The following is a 22,409-nucleotide window of genomic DNA, read 5'->3' as shown; positions in this document are numbered from 1 at the left end:
GTCACGGCGTATTTATTGCCGCTGCCGGTAGGGTATGGCCCCGCCGGCACCATCGATCACGACCGAGGCCTTCCGATGCGCAAGCTCCTCAACGCCCTGTTGCTGCTCACGCTCGCCACGCTACTGAGCGGCTGCGGCTACAACACGATCCAGCAGAAGGACGAGGCGGTGAACGCGGCCTGGTCCCAGGTGCTCAACGTCTACAAGCGTCGCGCCGACCTGGTGCCGAACCTGGTCGCCACGGTGAAGGGCTACGCCAGCCACGAGGAACGCGTGCTGACGGAAGTGACCGAAGCCCGCGCGCGCGTGGGCAGCATCAACGTCAATGCGAACGACCCGAATTCGCTCGCGCAGTTCCAGGCCGCGCAGACGCAGCTGCAGGGCGCGCTGAGCCGGCTGCTGGTGGTGAGCGAGCAGTACCCGCAGCTCAAGGCCGACCAGAACTTCCTGCAGCTGCAGGCGCAGCTTGAAGGCACCGAGAACCGGATCACGGTGGAGCGCCAGCGCTACATCACGACCGTGCAGGACTACAACACGTACATCCGCCAGTTCCCGACGAACCTCACCGCGAAGATGTTCGGTTACAAGCCGAAGCCGAACTTCACGGTCGAGAACGAGGCGCAGATCTCGAACGCGCCGACGGTCGACTTCGGCACGCCGCCGCCCGTGCAGACCGCGCCGCAGGCGATGCCGGCGCCGCAGGCGCAGCCGCAGGCCCCGCAGGGCCAGGCGCTGCCGCCGTCGAGCGCCCCCGCGCCGTCGACCGCGCCCGCCACCGTGCCGCAGGGCTGAGTCCGCGCCGATGACGCGGTCGCGCCTGCTCGCGGTCGCCGCGATCGCGCTGCTGGCGACCGCCTTCCAGGCGATCGCGCAGCAGCTCGCGCCGATCCCGCCGTTGACGTCGCCGGTGGTGGACACCACCGCGACGCTCGACGTGCAGGCGCGCCAGCAGCTCGAGCAACAGGCGCTGGCGCTGCAGCAGCGCAAGGGTGCGCAGTTGCAGATCCTCATGGTGCCGACGACCAAGCCCGAGGAGATCGAGGAGTACGCCGTCCGCGCCTTCGAGCAGTACAAGCTCGGCCGGAAGAAGGTGGACGACGGCGTGCTGGTCGTGGTCGCCAAGGACGACCATCGCGCGCGCATCGAGGTCGGTTACGGGCTCGAGGGCGCGCTGCCGGACGCCACGGCGATCCGCGTCATCAACGAATACATGGCGCCGCGTTTCAAGCAGGGCGACTACGCCGGCGGGCTTATGGACGCCACCAAGGTCATCACGCAGGTGATCGACGGCGAACCGCTGCCCGCGCCGATGGCCGCGCAGGAGGCCCCGTCGTCCGGCGGCGGCATGCGCGGCAATCCGATGCTGGCGCTGATCGCCGCGTTCTTCGTGGCGCAGATGGTGCGCGGTCTGTTCGGCCGCACGCCGGCGTTCTTCCGCGGCATCGCAGGCGGCATCGCCGCCGGCGCGATCGCCTGGCTGCTCGCGAGCGTGTTCATCGGTGCGATCGGCGGCTTCATCGGATTCGTCATGGGCCTCTCCGGCGGACGTCGCGTTCGCTACGCGCGCGACGCCGGCCTCGGCGGCTGGTGGGGCGGCGGCTTCGGCGGTGGGGGATTCGGCGGTGGCGGTTTCGGTGGCGGCGGCTTCGGCGGCGGTGGTGGCTGGGGCGGCGGTGGCGGCATGAGCGGGGGCGGCGGCGCCTCCGGGGGCTGGTGATGCGCGCGCTCAGGCACCTCTTCGCGCCGTCGTCGGCGCGCGTATTCCCGCCCGACATGCTCGAGCGCATCGCCGGCGCCATCGCGGCGAGCGAGGCGCGCCACACGGGCGAGATCTGCTTCGCGGTCGAGGCCGCACTGCCGCTGAGGCTGGCGCTGGTCGGCCACCGCCCGCGCGAGCGCGCGCTCGAGGTGTTCTCGCGCCTGCGCGCGTGGGACACGGAGGCCAACAACGGCGTGCTCGTGTACATGCTGCTGGCCGACCGCGCGATCGAGATCGTCGCCGACCGCGGCTTCAACGGCCGCGTCGACGATGCCGACTGGGCGGCCATCTGCCACGACCTGGAGTCGGCGATGCGCGCAGGCGACACGGAAGCCGGCGTGCTGCGCGCGATCGAGGCGATCTCGGCGCTGCTGGAGCGGCATTTCCCGCGACCGCACGGTTACGTGGACAGCAACGAGCTGCCCGACCGCCCGCACCTGCTCTGACGTGCGGGCCGCATCGCCGCGCGTCCCGGCCATGACGCGGGCGTCGCCAACGGTGACAATACCGGTCGACCCCGCCGCCGGCCTCCGTCCCCGATGACGTACCTGCACGACATCAATCCCATCGCGCTCCACCTGGGCCCCGTGCAGGTGCACTGGTACGGCGTGATGTACATGCTGGGCTTCATCGCGGCCTGGTTGCTCGGGCGTCGCCGCATCCGCGCGGGGCGCCTGCCCGGCGTGGACGAACAGGCCTTCGGCGATCTCCTGTTCTACGGGATGCTCGGCGTCGTGCTGGGCGGTCGCATCGGCTACATCCTGTTCTACGCCTTCGGCGATTTCGTCGAGAACCCGCTGCTGATCTTCCGCATCTGGGAAGGCGGCATGAGTTTCCACGGCGGCCTGCTCGGCGTGATGGCCGGCGTCTGGCTGTGGTGCCGGCGCCGGCGGATGCATTTCATGGATGCGATGGATTTCCTGGCGCCGCTGGTGCCGCCGGGGCTCGGCTTCGGTCGTCTCGGCAACTACATCGGCGGCGAGTTGTGGGGCAAGCCCACCGGCGGCGACTGGGGTGTGATCTTCCCGCGCGCATTGCCCGAGCCGTACGTGGGGATGCCGATGCAGCAGTTGCGGGAGCTGCACGCCAAGGGCGTGCTCGACGTCTTCGCGCGGCATCCGTCGCAGCTGTACCAGGCCGCGCTCGAGGGCATCGTCATGGCGTCGATCCTGTGGTGGTTCTCGAGCCGCCCGCGACCGCGCTACGCCGTCGGCGGCCTGTTCGCGATCCTCTACGCGACCTTCCGCTTCCTGGTCGAGTTCGTGCGCGTGCCCGACGAGCAGCTCGGGTATCTCGCGTTCGGCTGGCTGACGATGGGGCAGGTGCTGGAGCTTCCGGTGTTCGCCTTCGGCCTGTACTGCCTGTGGCGTGCGCGTACGTCGCCGACGCTGCAGCCGCAGCCGGTCGTCGCGGCGGACTGACGCGCATGCGCGCCTACCTCGACCTGCTCCGGCACGTGCTGGAGCACGGCACCGACAAGGCGGACCGCACCGGCACCGGCACGCGCAGCGTGTTCGGCTGGCAGATGCGCTTCGACCTGGGCGAAGGCTTCCCGCTGGTCACCACCAAGAAGCTCCACCTGCGCTCGATCATCCACGAGCTGCTCTGGTTCCTGCGCGGCGAGACCAACATCGCCTACCTGCGCGAGAACAAGGTCAGCATCTGGGACGAATGGGCCGATGCCGAGGGCGAGCTCGGCCCCGTCTATGGCAAGCAGTGGCGCCGCTGGACCGGCAGCGACGGCAGCGAGATCGACCAGATCAGGTGGGTCGTCGACGAGATCAGGCGCAACCCCGATTCGCGCCGCCTGATCGTCAGCGCGTGGAACGTGGCCGACCTGCCGAAGATGGCGCTGATGCCCTGCCACACGATGTTCCAGTTCTATGTGGCGGACGGAAAGCTCAGCTGCCAGCTCTACCAGCGCAGCGGCGACATCTTCCTCGGCGTGCCGTTCAACATCGCGAGCTACGCGCTGCTGACGCACATGGTGGCGCAGGTCTGCGGCCTCGGCGTCGGCGACTTCGTGCACACGCTCGGCGATGCGCACCTCTACTCCAACCACGTCGAGCAGGCGCGCGAGCAGCTCACGCGCGCGCCGCGCGCCCTGCCGACGCTGCGACTGAACCCGGCGGTCACCGACCTGTTCGCGTTCACCTACGACGACATCGCGATCGAGGGCTACGACCCGCATCCCGCCATCAAGGCACCGGTGGCCGTCTGATGCGCGTCTCGATCGTCGTCGCCTACGACCGCGAACGTGCGATCGGCGTGGACGGCGGGCTTCCCTGGCACCTGCCGGACGATCTCAAGCGCTTCAAGGCGTTGACGCTGGGCAGGCCGATGCTGATGGGACGCCGCACGGCCGAATCGCTCGGCCGCGCGCTGCCGGGCCGGCTCAACCTCGTGCTGAGTCGCAGTGGACGGGTGCCGTTCGACGGCATGGAAGCGGTGCCGAGCATCGAGGCCGCGCTCGAGCGCGTGCGCGAGGACGGCGGCGAGGAGATCGCCGTGATCGGCGGCGGTGGCGTGTTCGAAGCCACGCTGCCGATCGCGACGTGGCTGCACCTCACGCTCGTCGACACCGTCGCACCGCGCGCGGACACGTGGTTCCCGCCCTTCCCGGCGGACGAATGGTCGGAGGTCGCGCGAACGCACCATGCGGCGGACGCGAAGCATGCGCACGCGTTCGATTTCGTGGACCTCGTGCGCGCGCGGGCGGCACGCACGTAGCGCAGGGAGCCGCCGTCGCGGGTCGCGCCGGCGCGACGACCGCGTGGGTCAGCCCGCGGCGGGCTTCGGTGGCCGCGGGCCGCGGCCGCGATCGTGGTCGCGGCGCCCGTTGCGGCCCTGCGAACGCGCCTTCGGCGGCTGCGCCGGCACGTCGCGACCCGGCACCTGCGCGACCTGCAACTCGTCGGTGTCCAGCCGCAGCGCGGTGAGCTTGCCGCCCCAGACGGCACCGGTATCGATCGCGTGCACGCCCTGGCCCACGAACAGCCCGAGCGCCGACCAGTGTCCGCAGACGAGCTTGAGGTCGCGCGGCGCATGGCCCGGCACCGAGAACCACGGATAGAGGCCGGCCGGCTGCGTGCCGGGCGCGCCCTTGTCCTCGAACGCGATGCGGCCGCGCGGGCTGCAGACTCGCATGCGGGTGAAGATGTTGATGATCGCGCGCCAGCGGTCGATGCCCGCGAGCCGCGGGTTCCATGCCGGCGCATCGCCGTAGATGTGCTTGAGCAGGCGCGCGTACTGGTCGCCCTGCAGCACCTTTTCGACCTCGCGGGCGTGCCGCTCGGCCATGGCGATCGTCCACTTCGGCGCGATGCCGGCGTGCACCATCGACCAGCCCAGCTCGCGGTCGACGTGCATCAGCTTCTGCGAGCGCAACCAGCCGAGCAGCTCGTCGCGGTCGGGCGCGGTGACGATGCGCTGCAGGTCGGTGTTGACCTTGCGCTGCTCCTCTTCGCGCCGCTCGCCGATCGCGAGCAGCGACAGGTCGTGGTTGCCCAGCACGACCACGCTCTGGGCGCGCAGCGAGTGCACGAGGCGCAGCGTCTCCAGCGATTGCCCGCCGCGGTTGACGAGGTCGCCGCAGAACCAGAGGCGATCCTTCGCGGGATCGAAGGCGATGCGCTCGAGCAGGCGCTGCGTCGCGTCGTAGCAACCTTGCAGGTCGCCGATGGCCCAGATAGTCACGTCGCGCGGACCGTCATGCGTCAGTGCAGCGTGCGCGGCACGGTGAGCGTGAACGCGGGAATCGGCGCCTCGAACGGCGTGCCGTCCTCGGCGAGCATGCGGTAGCTGCCGCGCATCGTGCCGAGGTCGGTTTCCAGCACCGCGCCCGAGGTGTATTCGAACGCCTCGCCCGGCCCGAGCATCGGCTGTTCCCCCACGACGCCTTCGCCGTCGACTTCGCGCACCTGGCCGCGGGCGTCGGTGATGATCCAGTGGCGGCCGAGCAGGCGTGCGCCGACGCTGCCGCGGTTCTGCACGCGGACGGTGTAGGCGAAGACGTAGCGGTCCTGCTCGGGCGCGGACTCGCTTTCGAGATAGCGCGCCTGCACCTCGACGCCGATCGCATGGAGCTCGCGTTCGTTCATCCGCCCGAGTTTACGTGGCGATGCGGGACGGGGGAACCGCGCTTCACGCGGCGTCGCGCGCGAGCGCGTTGGCGAGCGCGACGAACGCCTCGACCGGCACCTGCTCCGCGCGCAGGGTCGGGTCGATGCCGGCGGCTGCGATCGCATCCGCGTCGCACACGTTGGACAGGGCGTTACGCAGCGTCTTGCGGCGCTGGCTGAAGGCGTCGCGCACGACGCGCGCGAACGTCGCGCGGTCGTGCACGGCGATCTCGGGCTCCGGCCGCGGCACCAGTCGGACCACCGCCGAATCGACCTTCGGCGGCGGCCGGAACGCGCCCGGCGGCACGTCGAACAGCGGGGTCACGCGGCAATAGGCCTGCAGCATCACGCCCAGCCGCCCGTAGACCTTGCTGCCGGGGCCGGCGGCCATGCGGTCCACCACTTCCTTCTGCAGCATGAAGTGCATGTCGCGCACGACGGCGGCATGGTCCAGCGCGTGGAACAGGATCGGCGAGGACAGGTTGTAGGGCAGGTTGCCAACGAGCCGGATCGTGCCGTCGCCCGCGAGCGCCGTGAAGTCCACCTGCAGCACGTCCGAATGGATGACGTGCAGCGTGCCGTGCGCCTGCGCCGCCTGCGTGAGGGGCGCGATCAGGTCGCGATCGAACTCGATGACCGTCAGCTCGTGATGGCGATCCAGCAGCGGGAACGTGATCGCGCCCTGGCCGGGGCCGATTTCGACGAGCCGGTCGCCGGGCTGCGGATCCACCGCCAGCACGATCCGGTCGATGATCCCGCGCTCGTGGAGGAAGTGCTGGCCGAGGCGTTTCTTCGGCGGTTCGGTGAAGGCGGTCATGCGGCCATTATCGGGCAGGCGGCGGACGGCGACGCGAGCGGCCGATGCGGGACGCGATGGAGATGCGTCGAGCCGTCGCGACGCGTGAACGTACGCGGTGATGCCGCAGCGCCCGACGTCAGGCCGGGTGGCGAGCCGCGCGTCGGTTCGATGCCAGGCGCAGGCACAGGTCGGCGGCCGCGAACAGGCTCGACGGATCCGCGCGCCCCGTGCCGGCGAGGTCGAGGGCCGTGCCGTGGTCGACCGCCACGCGCGGATACGGCAGGCCCAGCGTGATGTTCACCGCGCGCTCGAAGCCGCTGTACTTGAGCACCGGCAGGCCCTGGTCGTGGTACATCGCGACGACCGCATCGACGCCGGCGAGCTTGGCCGGCAGGAACGCGGTATCCGCCGGCAGCGGACCGAGCAGGTCGAGGCCTTCGGCCCGCAGGCGAACGAGCGTCGGCGTGATCACCGAAATTTCCTCGCCGCCGAGGTGGCCGTCCTCGCCCGCGTGCGGGTTCAGTCCCAGCACCGCGACGCGCGGTACGGCGATTCCGAAATCGCGACGCAGCGCGGCATCGACGATCCGCAGCGTGCGCTCGACCGCCTGCGCGGTGATCGCATCCGGCACGGCGCTCAGGGGCAGGTGCGTCGTCACCAGCGCGACGCGGAGATCGTCGTGGCCCAGCATCATCACGACGTCGCAGCCGGCCTGCGCGGCGAGCCGCTCGGTGGTGCCCGAATAGGCGATGCCGGCGTCATTGACGATCGCCTTGTGCACCGGACCGGTGACCAGCCCGTCGTAGGCACCGTCGAGGCAGCCGCGCGCGGCGGCATCGAGCGCCTGCAGCACCGAAGGCGCATTGGCGACGTCGAGCCGGCCCGGCACCGCGGGATTCACGACGGGAACGGGTACGAGACCGAGCACGCCCGGACAGGACGCGTCCGGGTCGGCGGGATCGACGAGTGCGAGAGCGACGCCCGCACGGCCCGCCGCGTCCGACAGGACGCCGGCATCGGCGTGGGCGATCAGGGCGTGCGAGCGCGGCCGCTGGGCGAGCCGCACGCAGAGCTCGGGCCCGACGCCGGCCGGTTCACCCGGGACCAGCGCGAGCCGGAGCGGTGCCACTTCAGCCGCCGGAGGTGGCCGGCGCAGGCGCGGCTGCGCCGAGGCGCACGTCGACGTAGGCCTCGCCGCGCAATTCGCGCAGGTAGCGGTTCCACTCTTCCTCGAGCTTGCGACGGCCGATCGTCTCGGCGACCTGCGCGCGGCGCGACTGGTCGGCCGCGTTGGACTGACGCGTCTCGAGGCGCTGCACCACGTGCCAGCCCGCCTGCGTGCGGAAAGGCTTGGACACTTGGCCGTCCTGCAGCACGTTCATCTGCGCGGCGAACTCCGGGCCGAATTCGTCGGCCGCGAACCAGCCGAGATCGCCGCCCTTGCCGGCGCTGTTCTGGTCCTGCGAGCTGGCCTTGGCGAGTTCGGCGAAGTCGGCGCCACCGGCGATGCGCGCGGCGATCGTCTCGGCTTCGCTGCGCGCCTGCTCGTCGGTCTTGCCTTCGCCGACGCGGATCAGGATGTGGCGGCCATGGAACTGCGTGACCATCTGCGCCGGGCCCTGCGAGGCGTCGCGGACCTCGACGAGCCGGAGCAGCTGGAAGCCGCTGGGCCCGCGGATCGGATCGGTCACCTGGCCGGGCTGCATGTTCTGCACGAGGCGCGCGAAGGCGTTCGGGATCTCGTCGCCGCCGCGCCAGCCGAGGTCGCCGCCCTCGAGCGCGTTCGGGCTGTCGGAGTAGCGGACCGCCGCGGCCGCGAAGTCCATCTCGCCCTTGTCGATCAGGGCCTTGATGCCCTCGATCTTCTTCTGGGCGGTCGCGATCTGCTCGGGCGTCGCGCCCTCCGGCAGGCCGACCTGGATGTGGGCGAGGTGGTACTGCTTGCCGGAGGTCGCCGTGGCGGCCATCGCGGCTTCGATCTCGGCTTCGCTCACGTTGATGCGGCCTTGCGCGAAACGCTGGCGCAGGCGCTGCAGGGTGAGCTCTTCGCGCACCGAGGCGCGGAATTCGTCGAACGTCGAGCCGTCCGACGTCACGCGCTGGCGCAGCTGTTCGACGCTCGCGCCGTTCTGCTGCGCGATGGCGGCGATCGCCTGGTCGACTTCCTCGTCGTTGACCGCGATACCCGTTTCCTGTGCGCGTGCCACCTGCAGCTTGGTCAGCACGAGGCGCTCGAGCACCTGGCGCTCCAGCACGTCGGCCGGCGGCAGCTGCGCTTCCTTGCCGGCGTACTGGCCGCGGATGTTGGCGATCGCGCGATCGAGCTCGCTGCGCAGGACCACGTCCTCGTTCACCACGGCGACGATGCGGTCGAGTTCCTGGGCCTGCTGCTGCGCGTACACCGGCAGCGGCATGGCGACGGGGGCGACGACCGAGGCGGCCAGCAGGCACGCGAGCAGCGTCTTCACCGGGCGGGAGGATGTCTTCATGGAGTGGGGTCGGTACTCGTCGAGGTGCCGTTGGTGACGGGCTGATTCACCGTCCGGGGCGGGACCAGATACAGGTCGTCGCGGTCGTAGCCCAAGATAGCACGGCGCAATACGCGCTCCGTCTTCTGGCCGGCCGAGCCCAGACCCTTCAGTTCAACTTCCAGTTGGATAGCGTTGTTCAGCTCGCCCGTACGGTCGCGCAGGTACCGGCGCGCCACCGCGCGCACGGCCAGGCAGCAGCTTTCCCACTGCACGCCGGCGATCTGCTCGAGCGGCTTGTGGTCGAGGAGCGAGTAGTAGTACCGGCCGACCACGCTCCAGTTGTCCGTGATCGGGTACAGGAACGAGAGGTCGGCCTGCTTCACCAGATCGCGCGCCTCGGGCGGGTCGATGCCCGGACGGAAGCTGGTGTTCCGCCGGTAGCGGTACCCGAGGTTCACGATGCCGCGGTCACCCACGAGGTAGCGCGTACGCAGGCTCGCCAGATCCTGTCCGCGGATCTTGGGATCCCACTGGTAGGCGCCGTTGATCAGCCAGCGATCCGTCGGCGCGAAGCTCGCTTCCGCCACCCAGGCCGACTTGCCCTTGGCGACCGGTGCCTCGGCGCCCGGGATGAAGACGCGGCTGTCCTCGAAGTAGCTGATCTGCCCGAGGCTCAGCGCCAGCTTCTCGCGGCCATCCGCCTCGCTGATGAAGCGGGTGGTGGCGGCGATCGTGAGCTGGTTCGCGTCGGTCTGGCGGTCGGCACCGGTGTAGCGATTGTCGCGGAACAGCTGGCCCCAGCTGAAGGTCATCGGGCCGGTATCGAAAAGCGGGATCCCCGACTGGTCGCGGTAGGGAGCGCGCAGGTAGTAGAGGCGCGGCTCCAGCGTCTGCAGATAGCCCTCGCCACGGAACTGCATCGAGCGGTCGAAGTACATGCCGGCATCGACGGACGCGATCGGCAGGCTCCGCGACGGGGACGTATCGCTGAGACCGCCGCGCGTACGCCAAGCGCTGTCGAGCTGCCAGGCGGTGTAGCGCCACGCCAGCTTGGGATGGATGAACCAGCTGGCGCCGTCGAAATTCGCTGCGACGTACGGTTTCACGTCGAAGCGCGTGCCGTCGAACTGCGTCGTCTGGTTGTCGTACGACGCGTGCCGGAAATGGACGAGCTCGGCGTCGGAGCCGATTTCGAAAATCCGCCCGTACGGCTGACCCCAGTGCGCGAACAGGCGCGGGACCCGGTCGTAGGGAAGGTTCACTTCGCTGAGGGTGTAGTCGGCGAGCTGGTAGTGGTCGGCCGAAATGCCGGCGTTCCAGTAACGACCGTTACCGACAAGACGCACGTCACTGGTGACGAAGTAGTTCGACACGCCATAGAGGCTGTTGCTGAAGTCCTCGAGGTAGTGCGTGTCGCTGACCCAGTTGAGCGCGGCGCGGGCGTACCAGGCGCCATTGAGGTTGTGGATCGCGTTCAGCCCGAACTGCCCGCGATTGCTGTCCGGCAGGTCGGCGCCGGGAATCGGCACGCCGTTGAGATCGTTGAGGTAGCGCTCCGGGCGCCGGCCCGGCAGGTCGTCCTTCGGCATCCAGGCGCCGTAGACGGTGCCGTTGCCCTGCTCGTAGAGCCAGCGGAATTCGCCGCCCATCTGGAAGCCGCGCTTGCTCATGTAGCGCGGGTAGAGCGTGGCGTCGTAGTTCGGCGCGAGGTTCAGGTAGATCGGCTGGCGCCAGTCGAAGCCGTTGCGGCTCGAGCTCGCGATCGACGGGTACAGCAGGCCGGTCTGGCGACGGTCGTCGGTCGGGAACGGGAACCACGGCACGTACAGCACCGGCACCCGGCCGATGCGCAGCGTGGCGTTGCGCGCGACGCCGCGGCCCTTGGCGAGGTCGATGTCGATTTCCCTGGCGCGCAGCTCCCAGGCGCGCTGGCCGGGGTCGCACGTGGAGTACGTCGCGCCGAACAGCGCGCCGTTGTCGTCCTTGAGCGTGATCTTGTCGGCGCCGCCGTTGCCGCGCCGGCGCATGAGCTGGTACTGGAGATCGTTGATCTGGTGGGTATCGGCGTCCTGGTTGCCTTCGGCGCTCTGCGCGACGATGCGCATGCCCGAATCCTGGTACCGCACGCTGCCGTCGGCCTTGTAGTTGCCGGTCGTCTGGTTGTAGACGAGGCGATCGGTGCCGAGGAACTGGTCGCCGCGGCTCAGGCGCACGTTGCCCTGCACCAGCGTGTCGGCGTCCTCCTGGCCCTGCAGCGCGTCACCTTCGATGTCGGTGGGCTGCTGCACGCGCGTCTTGGAATCGCCCGAAGTCGGCGTCGCCACCCCTTCGAAGGCCGGCACCGCGTCGCGCAGCGGGCAGAGGCTCCAATCCTCCTGATCCTCGGCCGCCATCGCGGGCAGGGCGATGGCGATGCACAGCGATAACGGGAGCAGGCGGAGAGTGGTTCGCACGCGGGGCATCCGTCGGAATGAATGGCGTTCCGGCCCTCGGGCGGGTAGCTTGCCGTATCCCCGACGGGGCGGCAACGCGGCAGGATCGGACCTTGGAAGTGGAGGCGACATGAGTACCGACGAGGGACGGAACGCATCCGTCGAGCGCAGCGACGAGGAATGGCGCGCGAAACTGACCCCGGAGCAGTACGCGGTGTGCCGGTGCTCGGCGACCGAGCGCGCGTTCACCGGCAAGTTCTGGGACCACACGGCCGCGGGCACGTACACCTGCGTCGCCTGCGGCGAGCCGCTCTTCCTCTCGGTCGACAAGTACGACTCGGGCAGCGGGTGGCCGAGCTTCACGCGGCCGGCGAAGCCGGAGTCGGTCACCGAGCACGAGGACACGGCCTACGGGATGCGGCGGGTGGAGGTGAAGTGCGCGCGCTGCGCGTCGCATCTCGGCCACGTGTTCCCCGACGGTCCGCCGCCGACGCACCTGCGCTATTGCATCAATTCCGCGTCGATGGACTTCGTGCCGGAGCCGACGGGCTGATGCGCGACGTGCTGCTCGTCGGCGTGGGCGGATTCGCGGGCGCCTCGGCGAGGCACCTGCTCGGGACGTGGCTGATGCTCGCATCCGGCCAGGACCGCTTCCCCGTCGGCACGCTCGCGATCAACGTGCTGGGCTGCGCGCTGATCGGCGTCTTCGCGGCGGTCGCCGAGCACCTGCCCGGGCTCAACGGCCCGGCACGCCTGCTGCTCGTGACCGGCGTCCTCGGCGGTTTCACCACGTTCTCGGCCTTCGGGCTCGAAACGATGCTGATGCTGCGCCGGGGCGACGCGGCGCTCGCGTCCGCCTACGTGGCGGCGAGCCTCCTGCTGGGGCTCGCCGCGGTCTGGCTGGGCATGAAGGCGATCGCGATCGCCCGCTGATCAGCGGACGGCGAAGGCCTCGCGCGTGAGGTTGAGCGGCTCGCCGTCGGTGCAGGCGACGTCGTCCTCGATGCGGATGCCGCCGTAGGGCCGTAACGCGTCCACGCGCGACCAGTCGACGCTCGCGGCATTCGGGCCGGCGCGCAGGTCGTCGAGCAGCATGTCGATGAAGTAGATGCCCGGCTCGATCGTGACCACCATGCCCGGCGCGAGCGTTCGCGTCAGCCGCAGGTAGGGATGGCCGTCGGGCTTGGCGAGCGTCTCGGTTCCGGCGTCGGCCGCGGCGAAGCCCGCGACGTCGTGCACCTGCAGGCCGATCCCGTGGCCGATGCCGTGCGGGAAGAACGTCGCGCTGACGCCGGTCGCCACCGCGGCTTCCGGCGATACGGTCAGAACGCCGTGCTCCCGCAGGATGCCCGCGAGCGCGAGATGCGCGTCGAGGTGGATGCGACGGTAATCGGTGCCCGAGCGCACCTGCGCGCACATGCGCTGCTGGGCGGCGTCCACCGCGTCGACCAGGGCCTGGAACTCGTCGCCGCGCGCCGAATACGTGCGCGTGATGTCGCAGGCGTAGCCGCCGTGGCTCGCGCCCGCGTCGATCAGGAAGCTGCGCGACTGCGCGGGCGCTTCACGGTCGAGCTCCGTGTAGTGCAACACCGCGCCGTGTTCGTTGAGCGCGACGATGTTGCCGTAGGGCAGTTCGTTCGCGTCCTGTCGCGCGGCGGCGCAGTAGGCGAGGTGGATGTCGAACTCCGACAGGCCCTGCCGGAACGCGGCCTCGGCGGCGCGGTGCGCGCGCACGCCGATGCGCGTGGCCTCGCGCATCATCGCGATCTCGTACGGCGTCTTGAATGCGCGGTGGTACTCGAGATACGCCACGACCGCGGGGGGATTGTTCGGGGCATACTCGCCAAGCGTGCTCTGCGGCTCGCCGAGGACCGCACTGCGGTGCGCGGGTGGCAGGTGGGGGATGGCCTCGTCCGGGGTACGGACAACCACGATGTCGAAATGCTCCACCCATGCGCCGGACGGAGCCCGGGGAACGACATGCCAGTAATCGCGCGGCTGCAGGTAGACGAGCTTGGGCCGGCGACCGGGCGTGACGACCAGCCAGCTGCCGGGATTACGCGTCAGCGGGAGCCAGGCCTTGAACTGCGGGTTCACCGCGTAGGGATAGTCTCGATCATCGAAGACCTGGTAATGCAGGTTGCCGCTCGGGACGACGAGGTGGTCGAAGCCGCCCCGTTCCAGGGCGACGGCGGCACGGGCCTGAAGGACTTCGATGTGCCGGCCGTAAAGGGAAGCGGGAGTCTGATCGGTCATGTCGACAGGGAGAGGGGGCGACCGCATGGATTCTGACCCATCGCCGCGTGAGCCGCGCATGCCGGAAGGCCGGCTGCCGCCGGGCCTGCAGGCCCCGTGGCTGCTCGGACTGCTGGCGCTGTTCGCCGGCCTGCTGATCACCGTCGCGCTGGTCGGGTGGCAGCACCAGCGCTCGCGCGCCGAGCGCGGGCGCCAGCTCGCCGCGCTGGCGGACGGCGAGTTCTCGATGCTGCAGGCGGGCCTGCAGGACTACGACATCGCCCTGCGCGCCATGCAGGCCGCTTTCCTCACGCACGGGCTGGACGCCGAGGGCTTCGATCGCACCTATCGCGTGCTTGGGCTGCGGCAGCGCCTGCCGGGCCTGCAGGCGCTGGTGTATTCGGTGCCGATGGCGACGCCGGCCGGTACGCGCTATCCGACCGTCTTCGTGGTGCCGCTCGCCGGCAATGAGCGCGTGGTCGGGCTCGACGTGCGCGCGCAGCCGGCGAACTTCGTCGCGCTCCAGGTCTCGCGCGATGCCGACCGCTCGATCCTGTCCGCGCCATTCCGCCTGATCCAGGACCCGCCGGGCCATGCGCCCGACGGCCTCCTGCTGCGCCTGCCGGCCTACACGCCGGGCGATCCGCCGCGCGATACCGCGGAACGCCGGGCGCGGTTCGCGGGCTCGCTCGCGATGTCGTTCCGGATCTCGCGGATGGCCGAGCACGCGTTCCGGCCGGAATGGCAGCGCGCGCTGCACCTGCGCATCCACGACATCGACGCGAAGCCGGAGGTGCTGGTCTACGACTCGTCGCCGGGCGACCGTCGCAAGGACGACAGCTGGCACCAGTCGCGGCTGCTGACGTTCGGCGGCCGGCGCTGGCGCTTCGAGGTGCACGACGCCGGCCACGGCATCGCGGAAGTGCGCGATGCCCTGCCATTGATGCTCGCGGGCATCATCGGCAGCGTGCTCTTCGCGCTGTGGATCGCCTCGCTGGCCGGCGCTCGACGGCGGGCGGTGGAACTCGGCGAGGCGATGAGCCTGCGCTATCGCGAGAGCGAGGAGCGCTTCCGCGCCGTCAACGAGCTGTTGCCCGCGCTGGTGCTGCTCGCGCGCGAGCAGGACGGCCGCATCATCTACGCCAACCAGGCGGCCCGCGTGCGGCTGGGCGCCACCATCGACGGCGCGCGGCTGGACGATCTGTTCGAGGATGCGCATCGCCGCGCCGAGCTGCTGGAAGTCGCGGAGGGGCGCGGCTGGGAAAACGTGGAGGCGATGCTGCGCACGATGAACGGCGACCGCTTCTGGGCGAACGTGTCGATGTCGCGCGTGCGCATCAACGATCGCTGGAAGCGGCTCGTGGTCGCCTCCGACATCTCGCAGCAGCGCCAGCTCACCGAGCTGCTGAGCTACCAGGCCTCGCACGACGCGCTGACCGAGCTGTTCAATCGTCGCGAATTCGAGCGCCACGTCGAGCGCACGCTCGCGCACATGGCCGCCGGCGGACCGCGTTGCGCGCTGCTCTACATCGACCTGGACCAGTTCAAGCTGATCAACGACACCTCCGGCCACGCGGCCGGCGACCAGCTGCTGGCGCAGCTCGCGCAGGTGATGCGCGAGCAGCTGCGCGGCGGCGACGTGCTGGCGCGCCTGGGGGGCGACGAGTTCGGCGTGCTGGCGAGCGACGTCCACGACGAGGATGGCGCGCGTCTCGTCGCCGAGCGCCTGCGCCAGCACATCGACGGCTATGCGTTCGTGTGGGAGCAGGCCAGCTACGGCATCACCGCGAGCATCGGCGGCGTGCTGCTGGATCCATCGAGCTCGTTGAAGGAACTGCTGGCGCAGGCCGACACCGCCTGCTACATGGCCAAGGAAGCCGGTCGCAACCGCGTGCACTTCTTCTCCGCGAGCGACGACGCCACCGCGCGCCGTCGTACCGAGATGGAATGGGCGCATCGCCTGCGCTGGGCACTCGAGGCCGAGCGCTTCCGCCTGTACTACCAGGAAGTGCATCCGCTGTCGGCGCTGGCCGGCGGCGCACGGATCGAGCTGCTGCTCCGCCTGGTCGACGAGGACGACCGCATCATCCCGCCCGGCGCGTTCATCCCGGCGGCGGAGCGTTACGGCCTCATGCCCGCGATCGATCGCTGGGTGGTGGAAACCGCGCTCGCCAATATCGACCGCCTGCACCCCGAGGGCCGCGGGCTGCGCATGGTCGCGATCAACCTATCGGGGGGCACGATCGAGGACGAGTCGTTCATCGAGCACATCCTGGCGCTGATCCGCACGCACGACGTCGATCCGCGCCGCCTCTGCTTCGAGATCACCGAGACGCTCGCCGTGCGCAACCTCACGCAGGTCTCGCGTTTCATGGGCCAGCTGCGCAAGGCCGGCTGCCGCATCTCGCTCGACGATTTCGGCGTCGGCATGTCCTCGTTCGGCTACCTCAAGAACCTGCCGGTAGACATGATCAAGATCGACGGCAGCTTCGTGCAGGACCTGACCAGCGATCCGATGAGCCACGCCATCGTGCGGGCGGTGACCGACATCGGGCACCAGCGCGGCATGCAGGTGGTCGCCGAGTGGGTCGACAGCGAGGCGATCATCCAGGCGCTGGCGCAACTCGGCGTGGACCATGCGCAGGGCTTCGCGCTGCACCGTCCCGAACCGGCGGTGATGTACCGCGCGGGCGGTCAGACGTAGGTCGCGCCCGGCGCGTCGATCCATTCGCGCAGGCGGTCGAGCTGGCCGTCGTCGAAGGACAGGAACCGGAAACCCATCCAGGCCTGGCCCGGCGCGGACGCGGCGTTCTGCCAGAGCAGGTGCGCGCCGATCTCGAACGCGAGGCGGTGCCCGCTGCGCTCCTGGAGCGTGAAGCGGAGCTGGTAAAGGCAGTCGTCGTGCAGGGCCGCGCTGGCGAGCAGCAGCAGGCCGCTGTCGGAAATGTTGCCGAGCTGGCCGAGCGCCTGGTCGGTCATGGCGTCGATCACGTCGACGCGCTCGTCGACCCGGCGACGGCGGCTGCGGCGCGATTCGTCGGCGATTGTGTTCATTCGGTGCGTCCCGCGTTGCTCGCCAGCGAGGCGAGGGCCGCGCGCCAGGCCCGGTCGACCAGCCGGCCTTCGCCCGCGGTCACGATGCGGGCGCGACCGGCCACGAGGTCGCGTGCAAGTGCATTCACGGTGCTCTCGCCGATGCGCTGGCCGCGCGCATTCACCAGAAGCGCGGCGCCGGTGGTCGGGCTGAGCCACGACAGGCGGCGACGCAGCGCCTCGCCCCGTTCGTCGCGCATCTCGATCCAGGTGCCCGGCGGCAGGCCGCGGACGCGATCGGCCTCGGCCTCTCCCGCGGCGTCGAGCGTCGTCGATGCCGCGCCGTCGCCCGTCGCTTCCTCGCCTAGGCGTGCCCGCGACTTCAGGCGCATCGCCAGTTCGGTGCGCGTCGCCGCATCGTCGCCCTGGTCGCCATCGGTGCCGGTAAGGATGCGCGCGATGCGCGCCGCGTCGTCCGCGTGGTAGCCGACCGTGACCAGCCACTGGTCCACGAGCAGCACCAGGTCGGGGCCGGCTTCGCCCGCGCCGGCGGCCGCGCGCACGAGTTCGCCCGTCGCGTCGACGAGCGCCGCCCATTCGGCGCTGGACTCGCCGTTGCGCAGGTGGGCGAGCGTGAGCACGTCCGCCCAGGCATGTCGCAGCATGCCGCGGTGGAAGGCCGGCACGCGCGTGGTCGTGAGCGCGTCCTCGATGACGGCGCCGGCGACGTGCCGTGCCACCGCGAGCTTGTCCTTGCCGCGCGCGGACTCGATGTTGCGTCGCTCGGCGATGTCCGCCCGGCGCGCCACGGCCTGCTGCTGCTGTTCGAGCGTCGTGGCGCCGGCGCGGAACGCGTCGCCGAGGTCGTCGCGGGCCCGCGCGATCGTGTCGACGATGCGCTCGAGCTGCAGCAGCCACTGCGGGTCCACGTCGTCCGCGGCCTGCCAGCGCGCGCCGGCCTCGGCGACGGCATTGAGGATCTCGCGGCCCGGGTGGCCGGCATTGAGGAAGAACGCGGAATCGCCGAGGGCGAGCCGCAGCAGCGGCAGCGGGAGCGCAGACAGCATCGCGACCGCCGCGCTGTCGCGGCGGACGTCGCGCTGCAGCTGTGCGTACATTAGGCCGAGCAGTTCGAAGACGTCGGCGTCGGTCTGCGAGAGCGCGACCGCCTCGCCGGTGCGATGGCGGCCCTGCAGCAGCAGCCACTGGCGGATCGCCTCTATGTCGAGGCCGCGCACGTCGTCCCCGGCATCGCGCAACAGTTCCAGCGCGACCCGTGTGGGGAGTTCCGGTCGTGCGAGCGAAAGTTGCAGGGCGGCGCCCGGCGAACCGGCTTCAGCGCCGCCGGCGCCGGTGCCGGTGCCGGTGCCCACGCCCGCGGCGCTGCCGGTGCCGCTCCCGCTTCCCGCACCGAAGCCACCGCCGCGGAAGCGATCCGCGGCGGAACGGCGCGAGGCGAGCAGGTCCTGCAGCATCTGGAACGTCGGCGTGTCGGCATCGGTCGGCGCCGTGCTCGTCCAGCCCGTGTGGGGGCGTTCGGCGTCGGGCGTCGCCGATTCGGCCGTGGCGATCCGCGCGCGCGGGCGCAGCGGCACGAACGACAGCCCGGGCATGATCCGCAGCCGTGCGAGCAGGTCGTTGAGGCTTTCCGCGATGCCCGGGTATTCGCCGAGCACCGTGCGGTCGAATTCGCGCAGGAGGGCGATGCGCAACGCCAGGCTGAACCCGTTGGCCTCCGCCGCGGCGAGCATCAGCTCGCACAGGCGCTGCGGGCCCACCGGCAGTCGGCCGGGCTCGAAGGCCGGCGCCTCGGCAAGTACCGCGAAGCGCTGGCAGAGCAGATGGATCGGCAGCGACGCGCGTGACTCGTGTCGCAGCGCAATCGCCTTCACCTCCGAGACCTCGTCGGTCTCGTCCTCGTCGACGAGGCGCAGCTCGCCGAAGCTCGGCATCGACGGTGCTTCCGGGCTGCGCTGCGGCATGCGGGCGGTCGTGCGCAGGCCGGCGAGTTCGGCGTCGATCGCCCGTGCGAACTCGATGACGAAGCCGCTCTGGCGACGCGCCAGCAGCTGCGACTGTTCGAGGTAGCTCACGCCCACCGCGTGGCGCGCGCCCTGGTCGCGCAGGTGCACAAGGCGCGCCTCGAGTTGCGGGATCACGCGGTCGAAGGGATCGACCACCACCTCGTACGCGAGCGCATGCACCGCTTCCAGCGTCTCGCGCACGCGGCGCGGCAACGCCGCGGCGGCGAGCGCCGTCGCGGGCGGGACGCGTCGATTGGGTGGAAACGGGACAGACAAGTAGGGATTCCCCGTCTAGCCGGACGATCTAAACACGCTCAGGCATGGATGTCAGCTTCGACCGGGGCGTCGAGGAACAGTTCCAGCACGTCGTTGGTGAAGCGGCGACCCAGCGCGGTGGGTCGCACGTACTCCCCGTCGGTCTCCAGCCAGCCCTCGTCGAACGCCCGCGACAGCGGTCCGGCGATGGCGGCGCGGGAAAGCCCGGTGCGCGCTTCGAACTGCGGCCAGGCGAAGCCTTCGTGCAGGCGCAGGGCATTGAGCATGAACTCGAACGGACGCCGGGACGGTTCGATCGTCTCGTCGCCGCCGAGCGAGTCCGCGGTGCCCGCGGTTTCCAGGTAGCGCGCCGGATGCTTGTGCTTCCAGCGACGCAGGATCGCCTGCGATGCGCCGAGCGTGATCTTGCCGTGCGCGCCCGCGCCGATGCCGAGGTAGTCGCCGTAGCGCCAGTAGTTGAGGTTGTGCGCGCAGCGATGGCCGGGCCGCGCGTAGGCGCTGGTTTCGTAGTGCTCGTAACCGGCGCTCGCGAGCAGGGCCTGGCAATGCTCCTGCATGTCCCAGGCGAGGTCGTCGTCGGGGATGTTCTTCGGCGGTCGCGCCGCGAACACCGTGTTGGGTTCGAGGGTGAGCTGGTAGTGCGAGATGTGCGTCGGCGCGAGCGCGATCGCGCGTTCGACGTCGCGCTCGGCCATCGCGAGGTCCTGGCCGGGCAGGGCGTACATCAGGTCGAGGTTGAGCTCATCGAACCCGGCGTCCTGCGCCTGCCGGATCGCGGTGGCGGCCTGCGCCGAATCGTGGATGCGGCCGAGGCGCTCGAGGCAGCCGTCGTCGAAGCTCTGCACGCCGAAGCTCAGCCGGTTGACGCCGGCGGCGCGGTAATCGGCGAGCTTTCCGTATTCGGACGTGCCCGGATTGGTCTCCAGCGTGATCTCGCAATCGGGCGCGAAGCGCAGGCGCGCGCTGGCCTGCTGGAGGAAGCGGTCGACCAGCTCGGCCGGGAGCAGGCTGGGGGTTCCGCCGCCGAAGAAGACGGTACGGATCGTGCGGCCCCAGACCAGCGGCAGGTCGAAGTCGAGGTCGGCGAGCAGCGCGTCGACGTACTGCGCCAGCGGCAGCTCGCCGCGCCCCGTATGCGAGTTGAAGTCGCAGTACGGGCACTTCTTCACGCACCACGGCACATGCACGTAGAGCGAGAGCGGCGGGGTGGCGAGGGTCATGCGGGGGAGGCGTCGTGCGGCTGCGGGGCGCCGCCATGCTCGGGCATCGTCGCCAGCGCGTCGAGCAGGCAGGGATCGATCCGGGCCCGGCGGCGGCCGTGGACGATCATCCACAGCACGACCGGGCGCAGCGTCGGATGCGCGGGCGTGGGCCCCGACAGCACCAGGCAGGCGCCGTTCGAATCCGGCTCGAGTGCGACCCGGCACCAGGGCGCGGCCGAGCGCCGGAACCGGACCCGTGCGATGCGACGCGCCGGCAGCGCGCGGTAGGCATAGGCGGTTCGTGCATCGCGGACCACCAACGCGTGACCGTCCAGCGCGGCCCACTGCATGCGCATCATCGCGGCCAGCGCGCTGGCGAGCACGACGACCAGCCCGGCCATCGGCCCCAGCCAGAGCGCCATCCCGACCGCCGCCGCCAGCGCGGCCGTGCAGAGCAGCACGACCGCCGGCCGGCGCGCCTGCCAGCCCACGTCCAGCGCCTGGTGCAGCTCGTTCATGGCATCGCTCCTTTGGCCAGCCGGGAGGCGAGCGCCTCCACCGCGCGACCGCGGTGGCTGATGCGCGCTTTGGTGTCGGGGTCGAGCTCCGCGGCCGACAGGCCGCGCGTCGGATCGAGGAAGACCGGGTCGTAGCCGAAGCCGGCCCGCCCGCGCGGCGCCGGCAGGATACGGCCGTGCCAGCTGCCCTCGGCGATGACCGGCCGTGGGTCGTCCGCATGCCGCAGCAGCACGACGGTGGCGTGGAAATGCGCGCTCCGTTCGGCGTCGGGGCGGTCGCGCAGGGCGTCGAGCAGCTTGGCGATGTTGGCCTCGGCGCCGGCGTCGGGGCCGGCGTACCGGGCCGAGAACAGGCCGGGCGCACCGTCCAGCGCGTCCACGCACAGGCCCGAGTCGTCCGCCAGCGCCGGCAGCCCGCTGAGGCGCGCGGCGTGGCGCGCCTTGAGCAACGCGTTCTCGACGAAGGTCGCGCCCGTCTCGTCGACGTCCGCGATGCCGAGTGCCGACTGCGGCACGCACTCGAAGCCCAGCGGCCCGAGCAGGCGATCGAACTCGGCGAGCTTTCCGCGGTTGCCGCTGGCGACGACGAGCCTCATGGGCGGCATCGTCCTGCCGGGCCGGTGCAGGCCGCGTGGATCAGCGGCCCAGGGCCTCGCGCTGGAATGCGACGAGCTGCGCGATTCCGGCTTCCGCGAGGTCGGTCAGCGCTTCCAGTTCAGCGCGGCGAAAGGCATGGCCCTCGGCGGTGCCCTGCAGCTCGATGAAGCCGCCGCCGTCGTTCATGACGACGTTCATGTCGGTGTCGCAGTCGCTGTCCTCGGCATAGTCGAGGTCCAGCACCGGGACGCCGCGGTAGACGCCGACCGAGACCGCCGCCACGCCGCCGAAGACCGGGTCGCGCTTGATCTCGCCGCGCTTGAGCAGCCACTGCACCGCGTCGACCAGCGCGACGTAGGCGCCGGTGATCGCCGCGGTGCGCGTACCGCCGTCGGCCTGCAGCACGTCGCAGTCGAGCGTGATGGTGCGCTCGCCGAGCAACCGGCGGTCGACGCAGGCGCGCAGCGAGCGGCCGATCAGCCGCTGGATCTCCAGCGTCCGCCCGCCCTGCTTGCCGCGCGCGGCCTCGCGGTCGTTGCGGGTATTGGTCGAGCGCGGAAGCATCCCGTACTCGGCGGTGACCCAGCCCTCGCCCTTGCCGCGCAGGAAGCCGGGCACGCGGGCCTCGACGCTCGCCGTGCACAGCACGCGGGTATCGCCGAACTCGATCAGCACCGAGCCTTCGGCGTGGCGGGTGAAGCCGCGCGTGATGCGCACGGGGCGCAACTCGTCGGGTGCGCGGCCCGAGGGACGGGCGAAGGAGGCGGGGGCGGTCGCGCTCATGGCGATATCCGGGCGACGGCGCGTGAGCGTACCATCCACGCCCCGCGGCCCCGGCACCGAATCGCCATGTCCATCCGCAGCATGACCGCCTTCGCCAGCGGCGAATCGACCACGCCGTGGGGCACGCTCGCCTGCGAGCTGCGCTCGGTGAACCACCGC

General features: G+C 70.8%; 23 protein-coding genes. 10 read left to right on the top strand and 13 right to left on the bottom strand.

From position 1 onward, the window contains the following. The first annotated feature begins 75 nt into the window (after positions 1 to 75). The 6 genes from E4F61_RS01120 (at position 76) to E4F61_RS01095 (ending at position 4,489) form a co-directional block, all read left to right on the top strand. Positions 76 to 792 carry a LemA family protein gene (locus E4F61_RS01120; protein WP_133477507.1) on the top strand — a complete coding sequence of 239 codons (717 nt, stop codon included), beginning with the start codon at positions 76 to 78 and terminating at the stop codon, positions 790 to 792. Between the two features lie 10 nt (positions 793 to 802). Next, positions 803 to 1,717, top strand: coding sequence for a TPM domain-containing protein (locus E4F61_RS01115; protein ID WP_133477506.1), 915 nt, complete (start codon positions 803 to 805; stop codon positions 1,715 to 1,717). Continuing rightward, a complete protein-coding gene (locus tag E4F61_RS01110; RefSeq protein ID WP_133477505.1) occupies positions 1,717 to 2,205 on the top strand; it encodes a TPM domain-containing protein in 489 nt (162 codons plus the stop codon). The genes E4F61_RS01115 and E4F61_RS01110 overlap by 1 nt, the downstream gene beginning before the upstream one ends. A 93-nt stretch (positions 2,206 to 2,298) precedes the next feature. Next, positions 2,299 to 3,180, top strand: coding sequence for a prolipoprotein diacylglyceryl transferase (gene lgt, locus E4F61_RS01105; RefSeq protein ID WP_133477504.1), 882 nt, complete (start codon positions 2,299 to 2,301; stop codon positions 3,178 to 3,180). 5 nt (positions 3,181 to 3,185) lie between these two features. Continuing rightward, positions 3,186 to 3,980 (top strand): thymidylate synthase, encoded by a 795-nt coding sequence (locus E4F61_RS01100; protein ID WP_133477503.1) that lies wholly within the window; start codon positions 3,186 to 3,188, stop codon positions 3,978 to 3,980. Continuing rightward, entirely contained in the window at positions 3,980 to 4,489 is a 510-nt protein-coding gene (locus E4F61_RS01095) for a dihydrofolate reductase (protein WP_133477502.1), read from the top strand. Before E4F61_RS01100 ends, E4F61_RS01095 begins: the two co-directional genes overlap by 1 nt. 48 nt (positions 4,490 to 4,537) lie before the next feature. Here E4F61_RS01095 and E4F61_RS01090 read toward each other — a convergent pair whose 3' ends face one another. The 6 genes from E4F61_RS01090 to lptD form a co-directional block, all read right to left on the bottom strand. Next, positions 4,538 to 5,455 (bottom strand): symmetrical bis(5'-nucleosyl)-tetraphosphatase, encoded by a 918-nt coding sequence (locus E4F61_RS01090; protein WP_133477501.1) that lies wholly within the window; start codon positions 5,453 to 5,455, stop codon positions 4,538 to 4,540. A gap of 20 nt (positions 5,456 to 5,475) precedes the next feature. Continuing rightward, complete coding sequence (gene apaG, locus E4F61_RS01085) at positions 5,476 to 5,859, bottom strand: Co2+/Mg2+ efflux protein ApaG (protein WP_133477500.1); 384 nt, start codon at positions 5,857 to 5,859, stop codon at positions 5,476 to 5,478. 43 nt (positions 5,860 to 5,902) lie between these two features. Further along, the gene (rsmA, locus tag E4F61_RS01080; RefSeq protein WP_133477499.1) at positions 5,903 to 6,697 is read right to left on the bottom strand and encodes a 16S rRNA (adenine(1518)-N(6)/adenine(1519)-N(6))-dimethyltransferase RsmA; all 795 of its coding nucleotides are present in this window, start codon (positions 6,695 to 6,697) and stop codon (positions 5,903 to 5,905) included. A 118-nt stretch (positions 6,698 to 6,815) separates the two neighbouring features. Beyond that, positions 6,816 to 7,808, bottom strand: coding sequence for a 4-hydroxythreonine-4-phosphate dehydrogenase PdxA (pdxA, locus tag E4F61_RS01075; RefSeq protein WP_133477498.1), 993 nt, complete (start codon positions 7,806 to 7,808; stop codon positions 6,816 to 6,818). Between the two features lies 1 nt (position 7,809). Continuing rightward, positions 7,810 to 9,168 (bottom strand): peptidylprolyl isomerase, encoded by a 1,359-nt coding sequence (locus tag E4F61_RS01070; RefSeq protein ID WP_133477497.1) that lies wholly within the window; start codon positions 9,166 to 9,168, stop codon positions 7,810 to 7,812. Continuing rightward, on the bottom strand, positions 9,165 to 11,612 hold the full coding sequence (gene lptD / locus E4F61_RS01065) for an LPS assembly protein LptD (RefSeq protein WP_238382749.1): 2,448 nt from the start codon (positions 11,610 to 11,612) through the stop codon (positions 9,165 to 9,167). Before lptD ends, E4F61_RS01070 begins: the two co-directional genes overlap by 4 nt. A gap of 100 nt (positions 11,613 to 11,712) precedes the next feature. Between lptD and msrB the strand changes: the two genes are divergently transcribed. Further along, entirely contained in the window at positions 11,713 to 12,135 is a 423-nt protein-coding gene (gene msrB / locus E4F61_RS01060) for a peptide-methionine (R)-S-oxide reductase MsrB (RefSeq protein WP_133477495.1), read from the top strand. Further along, positions 12,135 to 12,515, top strand: coding sequence for a fluoride efflux transporter CrcB (gene crcB / locus E4F61_RS01055; RefSeq protein WP_133477494.1), 381 nt, complete (start codon positions 12,135 to 12,137; stop codon positions 12,513 to 12,515). Before msrB ends, crcB begins: the two co-directional genes overlap by 1 nt. Here the strand turns inward: crcB and pepQ are convergent, their stop codons facing one another. After that, the gene (gene pepQ / locus E4F61_RS01050; RefSeq protein WP_133477493.1) at positions 12,516 to 13,838 is read right to left on the bottom strand and encodes a Xaa-Pro dipeptidase; all 1,323 of its coding nucleotides are present in this window, start codon (positions 13,836 to 13,838) and stop codon (positions 12,516 to 12,518) included. A 25-nt stretch (positions 13,839 to 13,863) separates the two neighbouring features. On the opposite strand from pepQ, the gene E4F61_RS01045 reads away from it, so the two are divergent. Then, positions 13,864 to 16,521, top strand: a complete 2,658-nt coding sequence (locus E4F61_RS01045) for a bifunctional diguanylate cyclase/phosphodiesterase (protein WP_238382748.1) — start codon at positions 13,864 to 13,866, stop codon at positions 16,519 to 16,521. Here E4F61_RS01045 and E4F61_RS01040 read toward each other — a convergent pair. Genes E4F61_RS01040 through rph form a run of 6 tightly spaced genes read right to left on the bottom strand, consistent with a single transcriptional unit; the run spans position 16,512 to position 22,250 of the window. Then, positions 16,512 to 16,862, bottom strand: a complete 351-nt coding sequence (locus E4F61_RS01040) for a PilZ domain-containing protein (RefSeq protein ID WP_133477579.1) — start codon at positions 16,860 to 16,862, stop codon at positions 16,512 to 16,514. The genes E4F61_RS01045 and E4F61_RS01040 overlap by 10 nt on opposite strands. A 5-nt stretch (positions 16,863 to 16,867) precedes the next feature. After that, positions 16,868 to 19,150: a DUF1631 family protein gene (locus E4F61_RS01035; protein ID WP_133477492.1), complete on the bottom strand. Its 2,283-nt coding sequence runs from the start codon at positions 19,148 to 19,150 to the stop codon at positions 16,868 to 16,870. Between the two features lie 38 nt (positions 19,151 to 19,188). Continuing rightward, entirely contained in the window at positions 19,189 to 20,370 is a 1,182-nt protein-coding gene (gene hemW, locus E4F61_RS01030; RefSeq protein WP_133477491.1) for a radical SAM family heme chaperone HemW, read from the bottom strand. Further along, complete coding sequence (locus E4F61_RS01025; RefSeq protein WP_133477490.1) at positions 20,367 to 20,870, bottom strand: hypothetical protein; 504 nt, start codon at positions 20,868 to 20,870, stop codon at positions 20,367 to 20,369. The genes hemW and E4F61_RS01025 overlap by 4 nt, the downstream gene beginning before the upstream one ends. Then, complete coding sequence (gene rdgB, locus E4F61_RS01020) at positions 20,867 to 21,466, bottom strand: RdgB/HAM1 family non-canonical purine NTP pyrophosphatase (protein ID WP_133477489.1); 600 nt, start codon at positions 21,464 to 21,466, stop codon at positions 20,867 to 20,869. The genes E4F61_RS01025 and rdgB overlap by 4 nt, the downstream gene beginning before the upstream one ends. A 40-nt stretch (positions 21,467 to 21,506) precedes the next feature. Continuing rightward, complete coding sequence (gene rph / locus E4F61_RS01015) at positions 21,507 to 22,250, bottom strand: ribonuclease PH (RefSeq protein WP_133477488.1); 744 nt, start codon at positions 22,248 to 22,250, stop codon at positions 21,507 to 21,509. 66 nt (positions 22,251 to 22,316) lie between these two features. Here rph and E4F61_RS15025 point away from each other — a divergent pair. Beyond that, positions 22,317 to 22,409 (top strand): YicC/YloC family endoribonuclease (locus E4F61_RS15025; protein WP_425480089.1); only part of this gene is annotated, 93 nt, incomplete at its 3' end.

The organism is Cognatilysobacter segetis (assembly GCF_004359965.1).
In the GTDB taxonomy this organism is placed as follows: Bacteria; Pseudomonadota; Gammaproteobacteria; order Xanthomonadales; family Xanthomonadaceae; genus Cognatilysobacter; species Cognatilysobacter segetis.
This window is presented reverse-complemented; position numbering and strand designations above follow the sequence as displayed.

What these genes read in the sequence shown, in the direction of transcription:
- E4F61_RS01110 (WP_133477505.1), top strand. Translation starts at nt 1,717, where the DNA reads ATGCGCGCGCTCAGGCACCTCTTCGCGCCGTCGTCGGCGCGCGTATTC.
- rdgB (WP_133477489.1), bottom strand. Translation starts at nt 21,466, where the DNA reads ATGAGGCTCGTCGTCGCCAGCGGCAACCGCGGAAAGCTCGCCGAGTTC.
- E4F61_RS01100 (WP_133477503.1), top strand. Translation starts at nt 3,186, where the DNA reads ATGCGCGCCTACCTCGACCTGCTCCGGCACGTGCTGGAGCACGGCACC.
- E4F61_RS01120 (WP_133477507.1), top strand. Translation starts at nt 76, where the DNA reads ATGCGCAAGCTCCTCAACGCCCTGTTGCTGCTCACGCTCGCCACGCTA.
- E4F61_RS01095 (WP_133477502.1), top strand. Translation starts at nt 3,980, where the DNA reads ATGCGCGTCTCGATCGTCGTCGCCTACGACCGCGAACGTGCGATCGGC.
- E4F61_RS01115 (WP_133477506.1), top strand. Translation starts at nt 803, where the DNA reads ATGACGCGGTCGCGCCTGCTCGCGGTCGCCGCGATCGCGCTGCTGGCG.
- lgt (WP_133477504.1), top strand. Translation starts at nt 2,299, where the DNA reads ATGACGTACCTGCACGACATCAATCCCATCGCGCTCCACCTGGGCCCC.
- rsmA (WP_133477499.1), bottom strand. Translation starts at nt 6,697, where the DNA reads ATGACCGCCTTCACCGAACCGCCGAAGAAACGCCTCGGCCAGCACTTC.
- rph (WP_133477488.1), bottom strand. Translation starts at nt 22,250, where the DNA reads ATGAGCGCGACCGCCCCCGCCTCCTTCGCCCGTCCCTCGGGCCGCGCA.
- E4F61_RS01045 (WP_238382748.1), top strand. Translation starts at nt 13,864, where the DNA reads ATGGATTCTGACCCATCGCCGCGTGAGCCGCGCATGCCGGAAGGCCGG.
- pepQ (WP_133477493.1), bottom strand. Translation starts at nt 13,838, where the DNA reads ATGACCGATCAGACTCCCGCTTCCCTTTACGGCCGGCACATCGAAGTC.
- E4F61_RS01025 (WP_133477490.1), bottom strand. Translation starts at nt 20,870, where the DNA reads ATGAACGAGCTGCACCAGGCGCTGGACGTGGGCTGGCAGGCGCGCCGG.
- crcB (WP_133477494.1), top strand. Translation starts at nt 12,135, where the DNA reads ATGCGCGACGTGCTGCTCGTCGGCGTGGGCGGATTCGCGGGCGCCTCG.
- hemW (WP_133477491.1), bottom strand. Translation starts at nt 20,370, where the DNA reads ATGACCCTCGCCACCCCGCCGCTCTCGCTCTACGTGCATGTGCCGTGG.
- lptD (WP_238382749.1), bottom strand. Translation starts at nt 11,612, where the DNA reads ATGCCCCGCGTGCGAACCACTCTCCGCCTGCTCCCGTTATCGCTGTGC.
- apaG (WP_133477500.1), bottom strand. Translation starts at nt 5,859, where the DNA reads ATGAACGAACGCGAGCTCCATGCGATCGGCGTCGAGGTGCAGGCGCGC.
- E4F61_RS01070 (WP_133477497.1), bottom strand. Translation starts at nt 9,168, where the DNA reads ATGAAGACATCCTCCCGCCCGGTGAAGACGCTGCTCGCGTGCCTGCTG.
- msrB (WP_133477495.1), top strand. Translation starts at nt 11,713, where the DNA reads ATGAGTACCGACGAGGGACGGAACGCATCCGTCGAGCGCAGCGACGAG.